This window comes from Agathobacter rectalis ATCC 33656 (assembly GCF_000020605.1).
GTDB classification, from domain to species: Bacteria; Bacillota; Clostridia; order Lachnospirales; family Lachnospiraceae; genus Roseburia; species Roseburia rectalis.
On record NC_012781.1, the window covers coordinates 1,977,541 to 1,993,327 of the forward strand.

At 47.6% G+C, this 15,787-nt stretch carries 27 protein-coding genes; 5 read left to right on the plus strand and 22 right to left on the minus strand.

The genetic code is table 11. From position 1 onward, the window contains the following. Positions 1-3: 3 nt before the first annotated feature. From EUBREC_RS09560 to EUBREC_RS09660, 22 genes are all read right to left on the minus strand, one after another. Positions 4-1,422, minus strand: a complete 1,419-nt coding sequence (locus EUBREC_RS09560) for a putative antirestriction adenine methyltransferase (protein WP_012742954.1) — start codon at positions 1,420-1,422, stop codon at positions 4-6. Positions 1,423-1,695: 273 nt separating this feature from the next. Then, positions 1,696-2,211, minus strand: coding sequence for a hypothetical protein (locus EUBREC_RS09565; RefSeq protein ID WP_012742955.1), 516 nt, complete (start codon positions 2,209-2,211; stop codon positions 1,696-1,698). Positions 2,212-2,490: 279 nt separating this feature from the next. Then, positions 2,491-3,087, minus strand: coding sequence for a hypothetical protein (locus tag EUBREC_RS09570; protein ID WP_012742956.1), 597 nt, complete (start codon positions 3,085-3,087; stop codon positions 2,491-2,493). Positions 3,088-3,176: 89 nt separating this feature from the next. Next, entirely contained in the window at positions 3,177-3,383 is a 207-nt protein-coding gene (locus EUBREC_RS09575; protein WP_012742957.1) for a hypothetical protein, read from the minus strand. Positions 3,384-3,480: 97 nt separating this feature from the next. Continuing rightward, complete coding sequence (locus EUBREC_RS09580; RefSeq protein ID WP_041254097.1) at positions 3,481-3,687, minus strand: hypothetical protein; 207 nt, start codon at positions 3,685-3,687, stop codon at positions 3,481-3,483. 51 nt (positions 3,688-3,738) lie between these two features. Next, entirely contained in the window at positions 3,739-4,044 is a 306-nt protein-coding gene (locus EUBREC_RS09585) for a hypothetical protein (RefSeq protein ID WP_012742959.1), read from the minus strand. Positions 4,045-4,049: 5 nt separating this feature from the next. Continuing rightward, positions 4,050-4,274, minus strand: a complete 225-nt coding sequence (locus tag EUBREC_RS09590) for a hypothetical protein (protein ID WP_012742960.1) — start codon at positions 4,272-4,274, stop codon at positions 4,050-4,052. Positions 4,275-4,283: 9 nt separating this feature from the next. Beyond that, complete coding sequence (locus EUBREC_RS09595; RefSeq protein WP_012742961.1) at positions 4,284-4,595, minus strand: hypothetical protein; 312 nt, start codon at positions 4,593-4,595, stop codon at positions 4,284-4,286. A gap of 2 nt (positions 4,596-4,597) precedes the next feature. Further along, positions 4,598-5,266 (minus strand): hypothetical protein, encoded by a 669-nt coding sequence (locus EUBREC_RS09600; RefSeq protein ID WP_012742962.1) that lies wholly within the window; start codon positions 5,264-5,266, stop codon positions 4,598-4,600. Continuing rightward, positions 5,266-6,390 (minus strand): DUF1351 domain-containing protein, encoded by a 1,125-nt coding sequence (locus EUBREC_RS09605; protein WP_012742963.1) that lies wholly within the window; start codon positions 6,388-6,390, stop codon positions 5,266-5,268. The genes EUBREC_RS09600 and EUBREC_RS09605 overlap by 1 nt, the downstream gene beginning before the upstream one ends. 10 nt (positions 6,391-6,400) lie before the next feature. Continuing rightward, complete coding sequence (locus EUBREC_RS09610; RefSeq protein WP_012742964.1) at positions 6,401-6,850, minus strand: RusA family crossover junction endodeoxyribonuclease; 450 nt, start codon at positions 6,848-6,850, stop codon at positions 6,401-6,403. A 10-nt stretch (positions 6,851-6,860) separates the two neighbouring features. Further along, a complete protein-coding gene (locus EUBREC_RS09615; RefSeq protein WP_012742965.1) occupies positions 6,861-7,130 on the minus strand; it encodes a hypothetical protein in 270 nt (89 codons plus the stop codon). Between the two features lie 4 nt (positions 7,131-7,134). Further along, positions 7,135-7,989 carry an ATP-binding protein gene (locus EUBREC_RS09620; protein WP_012742966.1) on the minus strand — a complete coding sequence of 285 codons (855 nt, stop codon included), beginning with the start codon at positions 7,987-7,989 and terminating at the stop codon, positions 7,135-7,137. 2 nt (positions 7,990-7,991) lie between these two features. Continuing rightward, the gene (locus EUBREC_RS16655; protein WP_012742967.1) at positions 7,992-8,771 is read right to left on the minus strand and encodes a phage replisome organizer N-terminal domain-containing protein; all 780 of its coding nucleotides are present in this window, start codon (positions 8,769-8,771) and stop codon (positions 7,992-7,994) included. Positions 8,772-8,790: 19 nt separating this feature from the next. Further along, positions 8,791-9,588 carry a PD-(D/E)XK nuclease-like domain-containing protein gene (locus EUBREC_RS09630; protein ID WP_012742968.1) on the minus strand — a complete coding sequence of 266 codons (798 nt, stop codon included), beginning with the start codon at positions 9,586-9,588 and terminating at the stop codon, positions 8,791-8,793. A gap of 11 nt (positions 9,589-9,599) precedes the next feature. Further along, entirely contained in the window at positions 9,600-10,508 is a 909-nt protein-coding gene (locus EUBREC_RS09635; RefSeq protein WP_012742969.1) for a recombinase RecT, read from the minus strand. 1 nt (position 10,509) lies between these two features. Then, positions 10,510-10,740 carry a hypothetical protein gene (locus EUBREC_RS09640; RefSeq protein WP_041254099.1) on the minus strand — a complete coding sequence of 77 codons (231 nt, stop codon included), beginning with the start codon at positions 10,738-10,740 and terminating at the stop codon, positions 10,510-10,512. Further along, the gene (locus EUBREC_RS17490; RefSeq protein ID WP_012742971.1) at positions 10,719-10,973 is read right to left on the minus strand and encodes a hypothetical protein; all 255 of its coding nucleotides are present in this window, start codon (positions 10,971-10,973) and stop codon (positions 10,719-10,721) included. Before EUBREC_RS17490 ends, EUBREC_RS09640 begins: the two co-directional genes overlap by 22 nt. Further along, positions 10,909-11,208 (minus strand): hypothetical protein, encoded by a 300-nt coding sequence (locus EUBREC_RS16660; protein WP_049757235.1) that lies wholly within the window; start codon positions 11,206-11,208, stop codon positions 10,909-10,911. Before EUBREC_RS16660 ends, EUBREC_RS17490 begins: the two co-directional genes overlap by 65 nt. Before the next feature lie 14 nt (positions 11,209-11,222). Continuing rightward, positions 11,223-11,831 (minus strand): cell wall hydrolase, encoded by a 609-nt coding sequence (locus tag EUBREC_RS09650; RefSeq protein WP_041254101.1) that lies wholly within the window; start codon positions 11,829-11,831, stop codon positions 11,223-11,225. Between the two features lie 30 nt (positions 11,832-11,861). Beyond that, complete coding sequence (locus EUBREC_RS09655) at positions 11,862-12,356, minus strand: helix-turn-helix domain-containing protein (protein ID WP_012742974.1); 495 nt, start codon at positions 12,354-12,356, stop codon at positions 11,862-11,864. 28 nt (positions 12,357-12,384) lie between these two features. Next, the gene (locus EUBREC_RS09660; protein WP_012742975.1) at positions 12,385-12,801 is read right to left on the minus strand and encodes a helix-turn-helix transcriptional regulator; all 417 of its coding nucleotides are present in this window, start codon (positions 12,799-12,801) and stop codon (positions 12,385-12,387) included. A gap of 241 nt (positions 12,802-13,042) precedes the next feature. Between EUBREC_RS09660 and EUBREC_RS16665 the strand changes: the two genes are divergently transcribed. The 5 genes from EUBREC_RS16665 to EUBREC_RS09685 are packed head-to-tail and all read left to right on the plus strand — an operon-like array spanning position 13,043 to position 15,729. Further along, positions 13,043-13,408: a helix-turn-helix domain-containing protein gene (locus tag EUBREC_RS16665; RefSeq protein ID WP_012742976.1), complete on the plus strand. Its 366-nt coding sequence runs from the start codon at positions 13,043-13,045 to the stop codon at positions 13,406-13,408. Between the two features lie 41 nt (positions 13,409-13,449). Continuing rightward, positions 13,450-13,743: a hypothetical protein gene (locus EUBREC_RS09670; protein WP_012742978.1), complete on the plus strand. Its 294-nt coding sequence runs from the start codon at positions 13,450-13,452 to the stop codon at positions 13,741-13,743. Between the two features lie 28 nt (positions 13,744-13,771). Further along, positions 13,772-14,059, plus strand: coding sequence for a helix-turn-helix domain-containing protein (locus EUBREC_RS18390; RefSeq protein WP_243006245.1), 288 nt, complete (start codon positions 13,772-13,774; stop codon positions 14,057-14,059). Next, the gene (locus tag EUBREC_RS09680) at positions 14,037-14,612 is read left to right on the plus strand and encodes a hypothetical protein (protein WP_012742980.1); all 576 of its coding nucleotides are present in this window, start codon (positions 14,037-14,039) and stop codon (positions 14,610-14,612) included. Before EUBREC_RS18390 ends, EUBREC_RS09680 begins: the two co-directional genes overlap by 23 nt. Continuing rightward, complete coding sequence (locus tag EUBREC_RS09685; protein WP_012742981.1) at positions 14,599-15,729, plus strand: tyrosine-type recombinase/integrase; 1,131 nt, start codon at positions 14,599-14,601, stop codon at positions 15,727-15,729. The genes EUBREC_RS09680 and EUBREC_RS09685 overlap by 14 nt, the downstream gene beginning before the upstream one ends. Positions 15,730-15,787: the final 58 nt, after the last annotated feature.

Genomic DNA, 15,787 nt, shown 5'->3' on the forward strand with positions numbered 1-15,787 from the left:
AGATTACTTCGCATCCTTCGATTTGCTGGATGCCTTTGCTCTGTTCTTCTGCCATTCGTTTTCCCTCCTTAGCCATTCTTGAAGCGTCTGCTGTTCGGTTCTTCCCTCTACTAGTTCAGCCTCATACGTGAGCTTGTAGCCGTTCTTCTTGTCCTCAACCCTGTTTACCAGTTTCATGATGCCTCGTACCTCTTTGTTCTCCGGGTACCTGGTAAGCATTGCGGTGCGCATCTTTGTGACCTTCTCCTGTTCGATATTGTCCAGGAGTGTATCTACAAAATCTCTGTTCTGCGCCAGCATATAACACAGCCTGCCGAGGCGGTATGTCTTGTGTGGCACCTTCATCACGTACCAAACGAATACGCTGTCTGCCGCCATCTTCGAGATGCCGAATACCCCAGCCACATAGCCATCAATCAGCAATGCCCTGTTGAACGTCGCCGATGAACCGACAAAATTGTGAGTCCATAACTCTCTGTAATACTGAGCCTCTGCTGACTTAATCGGGATAACCTGTACCCTGCTATCTTCCCGGATCACATAATCTCTCGGAAGCATACTGCAGTCTAACGGCTGTAACTTACTCTCTGCCGGGCGCTTTATCTTCTTGCCGTTTGCCAGGGCGGTTGCCTCTACCTCCCGGTTCGTAGTGATGTAAGCATTCAAATCTGCTCTCGTGCCGGAGCGAGCATATATCGTATATCCTACCGCTTCGCCCGCTCTCTTCTCCTGGTAACAGATAACCAACGCCTTTGCATCCATGCAGAGGTCGTAGAACTGCTGGTGCCCTGTCTCCGGATCAAACAGTTCATACGGCGGTTCCTTCCAGGTCATCTTGCCCTGTGTGTCGTAGAACTTCTCATATCCGGAGAAGTAGGTCGGTGGGTTTGCAATAACCAAAGCGTGCGGATCGTCCAGCACCTCTTTCAGATGCTCCCACATATCCAATGGTCTGTAGCTCATGCCACCTAGCAGATTCTTGATTACCTCTATCTGCCGATTGATACTCTCGATGTGTTCCTCTCGTCTGAGGCGTAGGTCTGTGAGTATCTGATAGAAATAATCATTGCCCGCATTCTTCGAGGTTCTGAGGTACAGCTGCGCATACAATGCCGTTGCCGGGTCAAGAAGCTCTTCGTCACTAAAGCCTTGTGCATGGATTTCCAGTGGCTCTAATGACTGGCCGGTAATCGCATATCCGAGGACTGTTGACATCATATTGACGTCGCTGGTCTCGATCTGCTCCGGCCTAAACCCATTCTGTACTGCCAGGTTCGCCATTGCAAAGGTACCGGCACACGGCTCAACGAACCTTGTATATCCGGACTTTGCTGCAGTCTCTATCAGAGTAACAAGAAACTTCTGCTCCGACGGACCTAAGCACCCCAGGAACATTGCTCCCGGATCCATAAAAAATGCCATATCCTTGTCTCCTTCCCTAAAAATTGTTCAATATATACAAAAAGCCGAGGCGGTTCCCTGGTACTGACCCGGGGATTTTTGATACCTGCCTCAGCATATTGCACAAAAAAGACCTCAGACCCGAAGGACACTGAGGTACGTTCCGTGATAACAAATAAGGCACCGTACCCTTTCGGATGCGATGCCGTTGTTTTTGGACCGGAACCCTGCGATGAACAGGACCTTAACTATGGAATAGCCACGTGCTACTTACACCAGTTCCGGATGTTATGATTAAATCCCTGCCAAACCAAACAAACTCAGCTGCTCGTAACCAGGTTCTTCCTTCCTGGCTTCGACTGCCTTCTTGACAGGTTCCTTGCCTTCTTTCTTGACTGCAGACTTCTTGACCTTCGGCTCTGACGGATCGTATAACTCCTCAATCAGTTCTCCGGTCTGTTCCGCCCACCACTCAGCGAATACGGTTCTGTGACACCAGTCTCCTGGAACTCTCACATCTTCGTAGCAGAGAAGCACAAGTTCTTTCCCTTCTGCTCTTGCCTCCGTATTCATCTTCTCGACCATATCAATAATTCTGTCGGTGCCGATACCTTCCAACTTCTCGTAATATGCAGGCTTGAATCTGTCAAGCTCCATATTCAGCATATAGCCTTTCGGTGCCAGTGAGTAGCACTGCTTCCTCAGCGTGTATCCCAGCGGAAACTTCGGTGTTCCGATGCTTATTCCTACCGGGTAATACTTGCCACTCTGTAATTCCTTGTTGCTATACCTGCTAATCCAAATTGCCATCTCAATCACTCCTTTTATGCTGGTTGTTTATAGTTTTATTATACTATACAGACCTGCCTAAGTACACTGAAATAGCCTTATTTAACCGATTGTTCATATTTCCTCTTCGGCTAACTGGCAGGGATTTCGCCCTGCCGTGCCTGCCGTTGGGAAGAAATACAACTGGCTATTTTTAGGGGTGACATTTGGGTTATCGGCTAATTAGCATATTACCACTTGGTAATTCTTTATGCAACCTACTCATTTTCTACCAGGTTGTTTTACAGCCACAGGGAGCGTTTAGAAATCCGCACCCAGTAAGTAAATAGCCACAATGCCACATGCTATTCCTATGTCCTTGTAGACGGTCTTATCGCTTATGTTTTCTACTTCCGAAATCTCCTGCACCGTATAAGGCTTTTCGTCCAGGTACATCATGCTTAACTCTCTATAACGGCGTTTCGCCTCTTCGCTTCCGCTCTTTTCGCACTCCTCACGGTACATTTCGGTCGCTTTTTCTATCCGGAACACGCAGTATAAATCCTCTTCACGCTTGCGCTCCGTATCTTTGATTGTCCTCTCGGACTTTCCTGCTATCTCTCTTGTGTTTCCCATAAGGTCCTCAATGAACTTCCATCTCAGTTCTGCCTGCTCCTCCGGAGTGAACTGCTCTCCATCCGATAATGTCGCCTTGATTCTTCTGTACGAGCTGAGCAGTTTCTTTGTCTTTCTGACTTTGCTATCTTCCTTCTTTCTCCTACGCTCTTCCTTCTTCTGCTCTTCCTTGTATGCCCTTACACCTTCCTTGGCACCGATAGCAGCTATTTGGTTGATCTGTTCCTGCGTTAGTGGGAAGATTGCTTCGCCCTTTGCCTTCTCCTTATTCTCCGTTGCCATAATGTCGCCTCCTTGACTTTGCTCGCATTTGCGAGTATAATATTCTCAGTCACGAGTCGTTCCTATCAAAGGGGCGGCTTTTCTTTTTCTCAACGGTTTCTTGCCTTGCAGGTGGCAAAGTGTGATATGTAGCCAAAGCCTTCTGCGCTCTCGGATGATACCTTATCAGCACATACGACCTCGCCTTCCGGCGTAACTATCTTCTCCTTTGCCTTCACTCCTGCTCCTGGCCTGCGGTAGCTGATCATCGTTGGGTCTACCGGCATATTCTTTCCAGCCTTTGTCTTAACCCACATAATATGACACCCGCAGTTCCTGCAAGTCCCGAACGGATCATGGGACCTCATGGGATTTTATCACTCCTTTCTTACATCACATTCCATTATTGCTCTCCTATATTCCAAACACTATCAAAGCTACTATTCCCGCTATAAACATGATCGGTGCCAGGACGATAAACAGTACTGCTCCTACCATTCCTATAAACTCGCCTACCCTTGTTTCGTCGCAGGTATCTATACCACCACATATGAAATACTGGCCTTCGCCCGTTTCCGGATCAATTACTCTATCGCAACACTTTCCATTGCATCCATACATTTGTTGCCGCCTCTTTACCGCTTCCTCTTCGGTCTCTTTGTGCCTTCGCACCTATTTCACCCCCCCCCGCTCAATTTTCTTCAATTCTTCAATGCTGATGATTCTGCAGTCCGGGAGCATGATGTTCGCATCTTCCAAGTTGACTGCAGTACCTTCAATTCTCATTTTTGGATAGCTCACCAGCACCGAGCATTCCTGCGCTATTCTATATGCGTTATCTGAGATAATCTTCCGGACTCTCTTCTGATCTGCTACTGAGGTTCGCTTACCGTTGACCGGTATCTTCCGGAACTCAGCCTGCATCTCAGTCTCTCCTTTGTATATCCGCTCATACACGTATAAGAAACCTCTTGCCATATCGCTTATCCTTTCTCTTCGTCCGCTACAATCTTTGCCTTTTCTCCGGTATCTTTAATCTCAAGCATCACGCCAGGCTTCAAATATGCGATTGCTACCGGATGCCCGAAGAAATCCTTTGCAGCTCTTCTCAGCTTTTTCTCATACTTTGCCATCTTCTTTGCAGCATGCGCTCTTACCCATTCTCTCGCAAATTTCATCTGTTCCATATCACTCTCCGGTGTATTCATTCTGCCTCCTTACTTTCTGTTCGGTTTCTTAATTCTTTCAATCTCCTGCAGGGAAGGTTTGCCTACGCACTTCTCCATACCAGCCGCCAGTTCCTTTGCTCCTGGGTTGTTCTTCTCGACTTCATCTGCCAGGTGGCGCAGGACTAAAACTATCAGTCCCGCGTCGTTCTTGGCGTATGGAGATATGCTGTCGATAACCCTCTCTGAGTAATACTGCAGACCGTGACTCACCAGGTTCATTGCCTGCTTGGTCTTGCCCTTTGCAATCAATTCATTGCCTCTGTCCACATAACTGCTCACTCTTGGTTTCATCAGTCCCATATCTACTCCTCCGGATCTTCGTAATCGTAACCTTCTGTGTCTGCATCTCCCAGGATGTCGTCTGTAATATCCTCCGGCTCTTCCTCGTTAGGTTCCTCGGCCGGTGTATCTCCCGGCTCTCCGTTGTTCTCTTCTGACGGCGTTTCTTCTGCAGGTTGGGTATCTGTTTTCTCGGTCTCCGCAGGCTTCTCTTCATCTGCCGGTCCAGGTAACGCCGGTCTTACATCTGCATCGATGTATGTACCGTCGATAATATCCTCGTTTCCTTCACCTTCCTGCTTCTGACCTTGCATGAAGTCTGAATCAAAAATCGTTCTCTGCTGGGTGTTCGCAATCGGCTGTAATACATAACAACCAGTCTCTTCATCCATAACCATCTCCATCTCGTTATTGAGATTTCCACCTTTCTCGTCGGTAATCTTTACTGCAGATGTGACTTTGTGCTTGAACTGCGGCTTGCTAATCTCCCTGGACTCTCCCTTGATATTCGGGTCATAGTTCGGGATAAACTCCTTTACCATGGTAACGTCAATCTTAATTGTCATACTTCCTTCGTTGGACTGCTTCTCAATCATGTTTCCAAGAAGTCTCTGCAGAACAAAATTCATATCGTGCTTCATATTCTCGAAGGTATTGCTGTCGAAATCCAATTTCTTGTCAAAATCATTCATCACTTACTCTCCTTTGCAATCTTGCCGTATTTGATATTGTTCTCATTCATAAAAGCAATCAGTTTCCCCAGCTGCTCCTTAGTTCCGTCTGCAAAGAAACGTACTCTGTACTTCTTTTCCTGCTCAGGTTCTTCTTTTGGCGCAAACGGATCAACCACCTGCGCTGCTGGTTCCGCCTGCGTTTCTCCGGCTACTGCCTGGGCGAATGCCGATTTTTCAATAGACTCAATCACCTTACCCATTTCGGACTGAGGTTCTGTCTGTTCGACTTCTGCGGCGGCTTCCTGTGCTTTCTTAGCTTCTGCCGCTTTACGCTCCTCTTCTTCTGCCTCGCGCTTTGCCTGCTCCTCAGCTTCCTTCTGCTTGCGGATTTCTTCCTGGCGTTTTCTCTCGGCCTCTTCCTCAGCCTTACGACGCTTGTCTGCTTCCAGTTTTTCTTCCAAGTCTGCCAGTCTCTTGTTCTCTGCCAGTGCCTTGCTGAGGTCCAGGGTCTTGATATACACATCCTTCGCATTCAACTTATACTTACTATCCAGGATGTCGATAATCTCCAAATCTGTCTTAACCGTGTCGATCTTGTCCACAATTTCCTTCTGTGCGGTTGCCAGCTTATATGTCTGATTAAGGTAACGGCTGTCGAAAATCTTTTCAAACGGCAATACCTCGGCCAAATCTCCGATATTTTCATCGTAGGTAGCCTTGATAGCCTCTTTCTTTTCTTCCTTCTGTTTTTCCTCGAACGCCTTTACCTGCTGGTCGATCAGTGCGACCGGCTCATTGATAAGTGCCGTGATTTCATTTAACTCTGCCTCGAACACTGCATAAGGTTTATTGATGATGTTCTTTACCTGCTTTCTTCTCTCCTCAATAGCCTTAATGAGCTTGTTCAGCTCTGCCCTGTCATTCTTCGCTGCCTTAATGTTTTCCTCGGTGTAAACCACATTCTCGTAACCGGCGATCTTGGCTCTTACTGCAGCCTCCAACTCTTCCTTGTTCCACTGAATGCGTCTGAGAAAACCATCCTCTGTCGGGTTAATCAGTCTGAACTCCATTTTCCCTGCCGGTACTACCGCTGTCTCAACAACTTCTGCTTCCACTGTTTCAGTTTTCTTTCTTCCTGCCATTGTCTACCTCCTAAATTTGATCCGGTCCTACGACCTTTATCATCACATCAATCCTCGGCGTTTCTGAGTAAAACTTCCTTACCTGTGCATCCACAACTGCCGAATCATCGTGGTACGCTACCAGGTTTAGACTGTCGCAAACAATCTTGCCGATATTATCCCAGTCCGGCTTCTTGGTTGGTCTGATCCTGTGTTCCAACATTTCCCTGCGTTTCTTCTTGCTGGTAGACTTCGGAATTTCGTAATATGCAATTATCCTTACATCCAGCATTGCCCCTTCCGGAAACATCTTTCCTTTGGCTGCTTCGTTATAAAACAGCTTCACCAGGTTTTCATAACTGGTGGTCTCTTTCGGGGTGTACGTCTTAACATACGCCCCAGCTCTTGAAAACTTCGGTCTCTGTTTCCCGAATGGCTGTCCTGGTATTGTGAAACGAATCTGCTTCATATCTTCATCCACTTTCTGCCTCCTATGCCTTGTCGCCAATCTCGGCCGACATCTTATCCGTCACCTTCTTGGCTGTCACCTTCGTTTTTCCGCTTGTTGCTTTGTAGAGTTCTGCCTTATCTGTGCCTTCCTCCACATACACCTTCAAGTAGTAATCTAACTGCTTTCCGGTCTCTGTCTTTTTTCTCTTTCCTGGCCCGACGGTATAACCGTTCTCGTGCAGGATTGCCGTAACCGTCTTGCGATCTTCCAGCTTTTCAATGCTGATTTCTGCCACCTTAATCAATCCCATGCTGTCATTCCTCCATTAAATTCTTCATGGCATCGAACCTCTTCGACGCCGCCTTTTCTCTCCAACTTCTGCCTGCAAACCTTACCGGAAAACACATCTCAAATATTCTGTCATAGATACGTCTGTATCGGATGTCCTCTGACTCCTGCATATCCTTCAATGTCATATTCGTAGTGAGGATCAACGGCTTTCCGGATAAATACCTGCTGTCGATGATGTTGTACACCTTCTCTAACGCATAATCGGTACTTCTCTCTGCTCCCAGGTCGTCGATAATCAACAGCTTTGCCGCATTCAGTCCCGCCATTATTCTTTCTTCCTCGTCGGGGTTGCCCTGGATGTTCTGCAGTATCTTCACGAATGATGTCATAACCACCGGGATCATCTGATTCAGCAACTCATTCGCAATGCAGGCGGCCGTGTAACTCTTCCCGGTTCCGACCGTCCCCCAAAACAACAACCCTTGGCGTTTCTCGTACATTTCGTCAAACCTTTTCACATAATTGCCTGCGAGGTTGTAGATTTTCTGATTGTCTCCGTCCACCTGGTATCCGTCCAGCCTTGCCGCTTTCAGCTTGGCGTCCATAAGGCTGCTGGCTTTCAATCTTTCCAAACGCTGCATTTCCTGTCTCTTCTTTTCTTCCTCTTCCTTGCGTTTGTTCTCCTCAACCTTGCACTTACAGATACATGGAACAATTATCTCCCTGCCGCCGGTAAAATCCGACGCTGGCAACCTGGTCTGCTTTTTGGTTCTGCAGACTCCGCAGTAAAGCAGTCCGTCTTTGCCGATGTAGTCGCCCTCATTCTGCTCTGTCTCGAATGCTTCTGCAGGTAAAACCTTCTGCAAATCCAAATTCATCGTCACTCACTCCTTCCGAACGGATTCTCGTTGTCGTCGTACTCTGCTTCGCTCTGTACCGGCTTGTCCTTTGGCAGATAGTCCAGGAACGGCGTTGACTCTCCTAAGAATGTCTTGCCATGCTTTATGTACATTGTCTCTGTTCTCTGCTTCTTACACTGTGCCGCATAGTTCTTTACCGCTTCATACAACTGCTCGTGGGAGAAGCCATCTTCCAGGCGGGCCTTATACTTCTTGTATGCCTGCCCTTTATCAACCTTCCTCGGGTATGCCTCCCACAGTTCCTCGAAATCCGTGGTGTAATTACCAATCGCCTTATTTGACTTCCGTTCTGCAGGCAGTACCGGTTCTTTCGGCTCCGGAAGTTCCGGCGTTTCTGTGTTTTCTCCTGCCAGTGCTTCCTTCTCAGCCTTCATGCGGTTGTAATATTCTCTCTGCCTGTCAGCCTCACTGGACGACTGGCCGATGAAGTTCTGAATATCCATCATGTAGATTGCTCCGTTATCGAGCATCTCGATTAAATCCAGCTTCTTGAATACATCCAATGCTTTCTCGACGGTGCCTACCTGGTGCCCTGTCAAAGTTGCCAGGATTTCCGGCGTGTACGGAATCACATTTCTATACATCAACCTGCCGGAATTGCTCAGGCTTTTCAGATAGAGTTTCAGCAGGATATTACTGTATAAATATCCGTCCTTCATGCTCTCTAAAATCTTCATCTCGTCCGTGTCGAAAAAGTCCTCTTTCAGCTTTAGGTAGTAATACTTTCTGTTGTCTGCCATTCAGTCACCGCCTATCTCCTTAAATGCCTGCTGTTAAGTCCATAATCGAGATCGGCTTCTTTAAGACTCTGTTGTGTCTGCAGCAATCGCACAATTCGCATCTGTCCGGCTCAACCTCTCCATTCTTAACTCTGAGGATTCTCGGCATATTCATCTCTACCATGTGCAATGCCTCCTGCAGATAGTTGTCTGTTACGTGGATAATACGGATGTCCGGCTCTGTCTGCTTCGTTGCTCCCGCAATAAAGAATGGCAACTTCTCGCCGGTATTCTGTCTCACGATTTCCTGGTAGACCGCCCCCTGGATGTCGTAACCCCAGTAACGGACAAAATCGAGGTAGCCGATGTCTTTTACCCACTTCAAATCCGTAATGGATGCCATGACCTTCAAATCAACGATAGCCACTCCCGGAATGTATGAGTCCATCTTGATCTTCCACTTCGCCCCGAACAGTTCTCCTGTCATAATGACCTGCTTCTGACCGCTCATATACTTCATGAAGTATTCGTCTCGCTCGATACGGGCGATGATCTCCTCTGCCTGCTTGAAGTTTGCCTTTAACTCTCCCTTCTGAGTGAAGATTTCCGGATTGTCCTTCTTGAACTGATCCAGGCTTCCCTCAAAATAACTGTCTACATAGCTTCCTACCAGCAGTGCTGTACTCTTTTCATCCTCCCAGCGTCCGTTCAGTTTCTCCATTCCGTAGAACTCGCAAGGCATCTTGCCGTAGGTTCCGGCAAAATCCTTATATCCCGATACGCTCATGTACTCCTTGTTAGCCTCCTGGCTGTAATAATTTTCTGATGTCAGCTGCATTCTTCTTCCTCCTATTCAACCTCTTCCAAATCTAAGCCGCCGATCTGCTGTTCCTCTTCTTTCTGCTCGATATTACCGAACGGGTCCTGTGCCTCTACGATGTCTGGCTGGTTGTCACCGTAACTTCCTTCGCCGTCCTCGTCGTAAACTTTCTGATCGTCCTGGATTGCTCTCTGCATATCCACTGACAAAATACCCCACTTGCTTAGGAGCATCTTGATAACCGTCTTTAATGCCATTGCCTCAAAATCTGTCGTCCACTTACTGCCCTTCTTGTTATTTTCCAGGTCGTATCTGTACGCTGTCGAATACTTGCGGGCATGGTTCTCAACCTCTGCCGTTGTCATAAACAGTTCTTTTCTGAAACCTGTCAATAACTTAAACCAGGCATAATAGCCAGCGATGTTCTCCGATTTTCCTTCGGCTCTCTGCGTACACTTCGAGAAGTCCGTCACAAACTCAACCTCTCCGGTAATCGGATTGTATGAAACCAGCTCGTCCTTATAGACAACCGAGCAGTTCATCTTTTCATAATATCCGGAGCGGATCGCCAGCTGGATAAATCCCTTATACATCATCTGAAACTGTGCTTCCGGATGTTTCTCCCACTGTCTCGTCTGCGGATTGTACTTATTGTTGTTGTAAGGCACGATTGCCGCAAACCCTAAATTGCTGTCAATCGGCAAATCGTAGGTTGCTGCTACAAACGCTGCGCTCATGATCGTTGTTGCCGGGCATTTCTTTAACTGTGCTGATCCAGCAACCACATTCGTAATGGATGCTAAAAACTGCGGTGCTTTCTGCCCTAAGACTTCCGTAAATTTCTTCTTTACTGCGTCCTGGGAAATCATGCTCTTAACCTGCGCTGCTACACTTAACTGCGTTCCCTGCTGTGTTGCCACTGCATTCTGTTCTGCCATACTACCTTTCCTCCTTTTCTGCTTCCGTGAGGCTTTCGCCACACAACTTTAATATTTCTTCTGCGCTCATATCATCCACGCATTCTTCACAAATCTTCCCTTCCGGAGAATCCCAAAACTTATCTCCTACCAGGATTCCGTACCCGCATTTCACGCATTCGTGAACCGGTACCGGCTCCGGTGCGTTCGGGCATCTTGGATGGCATGGGTTCATACCGCATTCTGCACACATATTCCTTCTGCCTCCAATCTTCTCAAAAACGTCGTAGCGTTTACCGAGCATCTGAACAGATAGTTCTTAACCTCGTCCTTGAATAGCAGCGGCAGGTATTCCTCTCTGTTCTCGATCTTGCTTATATCCATCTTCCGGTTGCACAACCATAAGATTTGCTCAGCCTCTTCATCTGAGATGTGAATTTCTTTCTCTCTGTACTCGTCTACGATTTTCTGCAACTCTTCGCTCATAGGCTTTCTCCTCTCTCCATTCTTCGATGAAGTCCGGCAGGTACATTCTCGCCTCATTTACGAAATATCCGACGATCAACACCACTGGTAAGACCAGCCACTCACCGCCGTAGGCTTTATAGCCTCTCTCAATGTACGCTGCTTCAACCGATACTTTTGTGAGGACCAGTCCCAGGCTTACCCAAAACCAATACAGTCTCACAAATCTTCTGACTTTCTTTCTAAATCTTCTCATACCGCCTGTTCCTTTCACTTATAGAAGTAATGTTTGCCGTACTTGAAAAGAAATTCCAAATTCTCGCTGTGCCACTTACTGTCGCTCTTGCTCTCAAAATACAAAGCATCCTGGCTTTCGTTCCAATGGTCTACCTGGATCAGCTTCAATGCTTCGTAGCACTCCTCGTCCGGCTCTACTGCGTCGTATCTTCCGTTTGCTACTGGACTGAACTGGTTCTTCTGAAAAATGACTTCCTCGATTGTGTCCGGGAACTCATTGCTCCAAACTCTGTTGAGGACCACCAGCATGACCAGTGCCTTTCCTTTCACGCCTTCGCTCTCAGCTTCGGCCATTGCTATCTTGCATAGCAGGTAAGAATCGTCCTTGTCCCAATCCATACTTGCAATCAACGGTTCTTCTGTCTCAACTGCCTTTGCTGTCTCCGTTGGCTGTGTTGTCTCTTCGACCTCCGGCATATACGTCGTCTCTGCCACTTCCTCTGTGGCTATGTAGACCGGCCGGCTTTTTTCTTTCTCCTGCCCGAGCGTTTCTGAAATGCCACTTACTGCAAAACAGGCAGCTCCGACCATCGTTGCCATTCTTGCCGCAAACAATATTCTTCGCTTACTTGCTTTCTTCAATTCTGAACTCCTTTCCGGCGTTGCTCCGGCTTACTTGCCGTTCAAATACTTCTCTCCGACAATTTTCATTTCGCTTATTACCTCTGCCATCTTTTCGAGCTGCCCGATGATTTTTTCCAAGGCTGGCAATTCATCCTTTGTGATTTTTCCATCTGCAGTTATCTCGATCAGACTGTCTCGCATATTCTTCAATGAATCCTCATTGAAGTTCTGTAAAAGCCTTAATGCAATTCCTTCTAAACTTTTCTCTTCGGTTGCCAGTGGTAGGAATCCGTGTACCGGGCATTCTCGCATACAGTACCCAGTAATCAATTCCGGGGCGTTGTAGAGGTCAGCCATAAGCACCACCTTGTCCACCGGGACAACCTTCGTATTGCCAAGCTCGTAATCTGCCAATGTTGAAACCGATATCCCCAACAGTTCTGCAGCTCCTTCACGGCTCCATAGCCTCTCGTTGTACGTTGCCGCCTTTTTTCTGGCCTGGAAATACATATTTGTGTTCTCGTTTGTAGGGCCTCTTCCCATTTCTTGTTACCTACCCTTCCGCTATAATTTACTTATCAGCTGGAACAGCGACCAGGTTGATTCCTAGCAGGTTATTCACCCCGCTTACGATTGCTTCGTTCATCATCTTGCCGTTAATTACCAGTGACAGCCGATCCCTGGAGACATCCAGCTGCTTCGCCAGCTCATTGACGGTCATGCTCTGTTTTACCAGTTCCACCTTCACTGTCTGACACCATTCATCGGACGGTGTTTCGGTTCTCTCCGGCAGTCCTTCCGTTCCAAGCACTTCGTTGATCTTCTCAGCGATTACCTTGTAACTCGAATTGGAATATCTGCCGTTGACTACCTGGGAAACAGTAGCATTGCTGTAGCCGATTTTTTCGGCCAGCTGCTTCAATGTCATATCGTGGTCGATTACTGCTTTTTTAACAGCTTTGCCCCACTGTGATGTTTCCTGCTTCATGCTTGCGTTTCACTCCTTTCTCGCATTTGTGTAAAAACTATTTATCTTTTCTGATTTGCGTGCTATAATGTAAGTAAACCTCTTTACAAACTCGCAAACAGACGCACGAAATACAAGCACAATCTCTCGGCTCGCAACTTTGAGTTGTTTTGTATTTCATGTATTTATTATAGCACGTATCTGCGAGTTTGTAAATGTTTTTGCTCTTATTTGCGTATTATTTTTACCACGGAGGTTGCCTATGGAAATCATCGAAAGAATCACTGAAACCCTTGAAAAAACGGACAAAAAGGCTACTGATCTGTGCGACCGCCTCGGCATTCGGACATCTACGATGTCTACCTGGAAAACTCGCAATAGCGACCCACCAGCGAAATACATCAAACCGATTGCAGACTTCCTTGGCGTGTCAGTTCATTACCTATTGACCGGCGAAGAGGCTCCTGCCCGCAAGCTCACCACTGCAGAAGAGGACGAGCTTCTCGAACTGTACCGGGCATTGCCACAGAACAAACAATTTGAGTTTATCGGGGAACTCAAGGGATTTCTGAAAGCCTATACAGAGTCTCAGAAATACCTCGACAAAGAAAAAAGATTATCAGTTTAGAATGGTACCGACTTTACGGCCGGTACTGAGGAGATGTGCCTATGAATAACAAATACTTTGAGCTGGCACGCAATGAGGAGAGGTCCGGGAACGATGCCGCTGCATTGCTTCTTTATCTCTCCTCTTTTTGTGACAGCTGCAATCACGGCACCAGGAACCGCTCCTACGGTGTCGTAGCAAAGATCCGGCACCTGCAGCACCGGCTTATGCTCACTGACCTGCAGTTGTTCGGATTGGTTCACTCATACGGTCCGCTTACGGACTCTGAGTGCAAGAAACTTTTAGACTGTTCCATACGTGGTACCGGTATCTCCGGTTACGCCTATGGATATTAACAAATTCTCAGAGCGTCTTTCGCATTGTATGCAGGAACACCATTTGAACGGTAACGACCTTGCCGCTCTTTCCGGTGTGACTGCCGCTACAATCTCACGCTACCTCAATGGACTGCGAACACCGACCGTCGATAATGTCGTGCTACTGGCTGATGCCCTCGATGTGTCCGTAGATTACCTTCTTGGACGGCATAATGTCCCGGACGATAAAATGCTCGTGTCCTTGTATTCCATCGCTTCCAGCGACGATAAGCGTGTCCTATGGACGCTCCTGGAAAGATACGGAGGAAACCATGGAACAACTAAACGGCAATGAACCATTTACCCTGCATGGTTCCGGTACTTCTATCATGCTGCAGGATTTTTGGCGTTGGGCGTATTCTGATCTGCTCAACAATACCCACCGTGGAGTGCTTGCCGAATTTCTCGTACACTCTGCCTTGGAAACAAAAGACGTCGCACGTGCCGACTGGCTACCGTTCGACCTTACTTCTCCTTCCGGTCTCCGGATCGAGGTCAAGTCGTCTGCCTATCTGCAGGCGTGGACTCTGGAAGATGTGTTCTCGCAGATTAGCTTCGACATTGCAAAGAAATTTGCCTGGGATGGAGCTACCTACGCCTCTATGGCTATGCGTAACAGTGATTTGTATGTGTTCTGCGTCTTTACCGCTCGTACACGTGATGTTTCAATTCTTGATCTCGACTACTGGGACTTTTATGTTCTACCCACCTCGGTTCTTAATGAGAAGGTGCCGGAGCAGAAAACAATCACGCTCTCTTCTCTCCTTAAACTCGAACCAGCAAAAACGGATTTCGCTGGCCTGCCTGCGGCTGTGGAATCAGTAAGGTTGTCAAATGAAACTACCTAACGGCTACGGCAGCGTGACAAAACTTTCCGGAAACCGTCGTAAGCCTTACCTGGCCCGTGTTACTCTAGGCTGGATCACGGACGAACAGACCGGAAAGACCGTGCAAAACCGTGTTCCTCTTGGAACATTCAAGACTAAGAAGGAAGCTCTGCAGGCACTCGCTGAGTACGGAGCTAATCCTTACGATATACAAAATGCCGCTATGACCCTGGCGGAACTCTACGACAAATGGACTGCAGCTTACTTCCCTACCCTGGAAAGTGAATCATCCTGCCGTACCATCAAGTCAGCATGGAGCTACTGCCACGCCATTGCCGGAATGCGTGTTAAGGACCTGCGTGCCCGCCACATCAAGGGCATAATGGAAGATGGCTACATCATTCCTTCACGTGGAGCCAATAAGGGCGAAAAGGTGCTTGCGTCTGCAGGCACAAAATCCCGGATCAAGTCTATGTTTAATTTAATGCTGGACTATGCGCTCGAATATGAGCTTGTTGATAAGAACTACTCCCGCACATTTGAACTGTCGGACGACATCATCAAAGAAAAGGAAGAAGCAAAACGTGGCCACATCATCTTCCAGGACTCAGAGATGCAGACGCTTTGGGAAAACGTCGGCAAAATCCGGTTCGTGGACTGGGTTCTCATACAGTGCTACATGGGATGGCGACCGCAAGAACTCGCCATACTGGAACTAGAGGACGTGCATCTTGAAGAACGCTATATTGTCGGTGGTATGAAAACACAGGCCGGGCGACACCGTATGGTGCCTATCCACCCGAAAATATTTGACCTGGTTAAGAAAAACTACGACTATGCCCTTGAACTTGGAAGCCACCGGCTCTTTAATGATCCGGATTCTCCAAAGGGCGGCATGGCAATCACCTACGACAAATATGCCGGCCGTTTCGATAAAGTGATCACCGCTCTCAAACTCAGAGACGATCATCGGCCGCACGACCCTCGAATGACATTCATCACCATGGCAAAGAAAGCCGAGGTTGACGAATACACCATCAAAAAACTTGTCGGTCACAGAATCACCGACATAACAGAGGCGGCTTATACAGACCGTGACTTAGAATGGCTCAGAGCCGAACTGGAAAAGATACCGTAACCCTCGTGGTTGCGGTATTTCCGCATTCTGCAGGTAACTGAAAAAGTGTTACCTTCTC

Excerpts from the sequence above, each read along its gene's own strand:
- EUBREC_RS09560 (WP_012742954.1), bottom strand. The coding sequence starts at position 1,422 with ATGGCATTTTTTATGGATCCGGGAGCAATGTTCCTGGGGTGCTTAGGT.
- EUBREC_RS09565 (WP_012742955.1), bottom strand. The coding sequence starts at position 2,211 with ATGGCAATTTGGATTAGCAGGTATAGCAACAAGGAATTACAGAGTGGC.
- EUBREC_RS09570 (WP_012742956.1), bottom strand. The coding sequence starts at position 3,087 with ATGGCAACGGAGAATAAGGAGAAGGCAAAGGGCGAAGCAATCTTCCCA.
- EUBREC_RS09575 (WP_012742957.1), bottom strand. The coding sequence starts at position 3,383 with ATGTGGGTTAAGACAAAGGCTGGAAAGAATATGCCGGTAGACCCAACG.
- EUBREC_RS09580 (WP_041254097.1), bottom strand. The coding sequence starts at position 3,687 with ATGTATGGATGCAATGGAAAGTGTTGCGATAGAGTAATTGATCCGGAA.
- EUBREC_RS09585 (WP_012742959.1), bottom strand. The coding sequence starts at position 4,044 with ATGGCAAGAGGTTTCTTATACGTGTATGAGCGGATATACAAAGGAGAG.
- EUBREC_RS09590 (WP_012742960.1), bottom strand. The coding sequence starts at position 4,274 with ATGAATACACCGGAGAGTGATATGGAACAGATGAAATTTGCGAGAGAA.
- EUBREC_RS09595 (WP_012742961.1), bottom strand. The coding sequence starts at position 4,595 with ATGGGACTGATGAAACCAAGAGTGAGCAGTTATGTGGACAGAGGCAAT.
- EUBREC_RS09600 (WP_012742962.1), bottom strand. The coding sequence starts at position 5,266 with ATGAATGATTTTGACAAGAAATTGGATTTCGACAGCAATACCTTCGAG.
- EUBREC_RS09605 (WP_012742963.1), bottom strand. The coding sequence starts at position 6,390 with ATGGCAGGAAGAAAGAAAACTGAAACAGTGGAAGCAGAAGTTGTTGAG.
- EUBREC_RS09615 (WP_012742965.1), bottom strand. The coding sequence starts at position 7,130 with ATGGGATTGATTAAGGTGGCAGAAATCAGCATTGAAAAGCTGGAAGAT.
- EUBREC_RS09620 (WP_012742966.1), bottom strand. The coding sequence starts at position 7,989 with ATGAATTTGGATTTGCAGAAGGTTTTACCTGCAGAAGCATTCGAGACA.
- EUBREC_RS16655 (WP_012742967.1), bottom strand. The coding sequence starts at position 8,771 with ATGGCAGACAACAGAAAGTATTACTACCTAAAGCTGAAAGAGGACTTT.
- EUBREC_RS09630 (WP_012742968.1), bottom strand. The coding sequence starts at position 9,588 with ATGCAGCTGACATCAGAAAATTATTACAGCCAGGAGGCTAACAAGGAG.
- EUBREC_RS09635 (WP_012742969.1), bottom strand. The coding sequence starts at position 10,508 with ATGGCAGAACAGAATGCAGTGGCAACACAGCAGGGAACGCAGTTAAGT.
- EUBREC_RS09640 (WP_041254099.1), bottom strand. The coding sequence starts at position 10,740 with ATGTGTGCAGAATGCGGTATGAACCCATGCCATCCAAGATGCCCGAAC.
- EUBREC_RS17490 (WP_012742971.1), bottom strand. The coding sequence starts at position 10,973 with ATGAGCGAAGAGTTGCAGAAAATCGTAGACGAGTACAGAGAGAAAGAA.
- EUBREC_RS16660 (WP_049757235.1), bottom strand. The coding sequence starts at position 11,208 with ATGAGAAGATTTAGAAAGAAAGTCAGAAGATTTGTGAGACTGTATTGG.
- EUBREC_RS09655 (WP_012742974.1), bottom strand. The coding sequence starts at position 12,356 with ATGGGAAGAGGCCCTACAAACGAGAACACAAATATGTATTTCCAGGCC.
- EUBREC_RS09660 (WP_012742975.1), bottom strand. The coding sequence starts at position 12,801 with ATGAAGCAGGAAACATCACAGTGGGGCAAAGCTGTTAAAAAAGCAGTA.
- EUBREC_RS16665 (WP_012742976.1), top strand. The coding sequence starts at position 13,043 with ATGGAAATCATCGAAAGAATCACTGAAACCCTTGAAAAAACGGACAAA.
- EUBREC_RS09670 (WP_012742978.1), top strand. The coding sequence starts at position 13,450 with ATGAATAACAAATACTTTGAGCTGGCACGCAATGAGGAGAGGTCCGGG.
- EUBREC_RS18390 (WP_243006245.1), top strand. The coding sequence starts at position 13,772 with ATGCAGGAACACCATTTGAACGGTAACGACCTTGCCGCTCTTTCCGGT.
- EUBREC_RS09680 (WP_012742980.1), top strand. The coding sequence starts at position 14,037 with ATGGAACAACTAAACGGCAATGAACCATTTACCCTGCATGGTTCCGGT.
- EUBREC_RS09685 (WP_012742981.1), top strand. The coding sequence starts at position 14,599 with ATGAAACTACCTAACGGCTACGGCAGCGTGACAAAACTTTCCGGAAAC.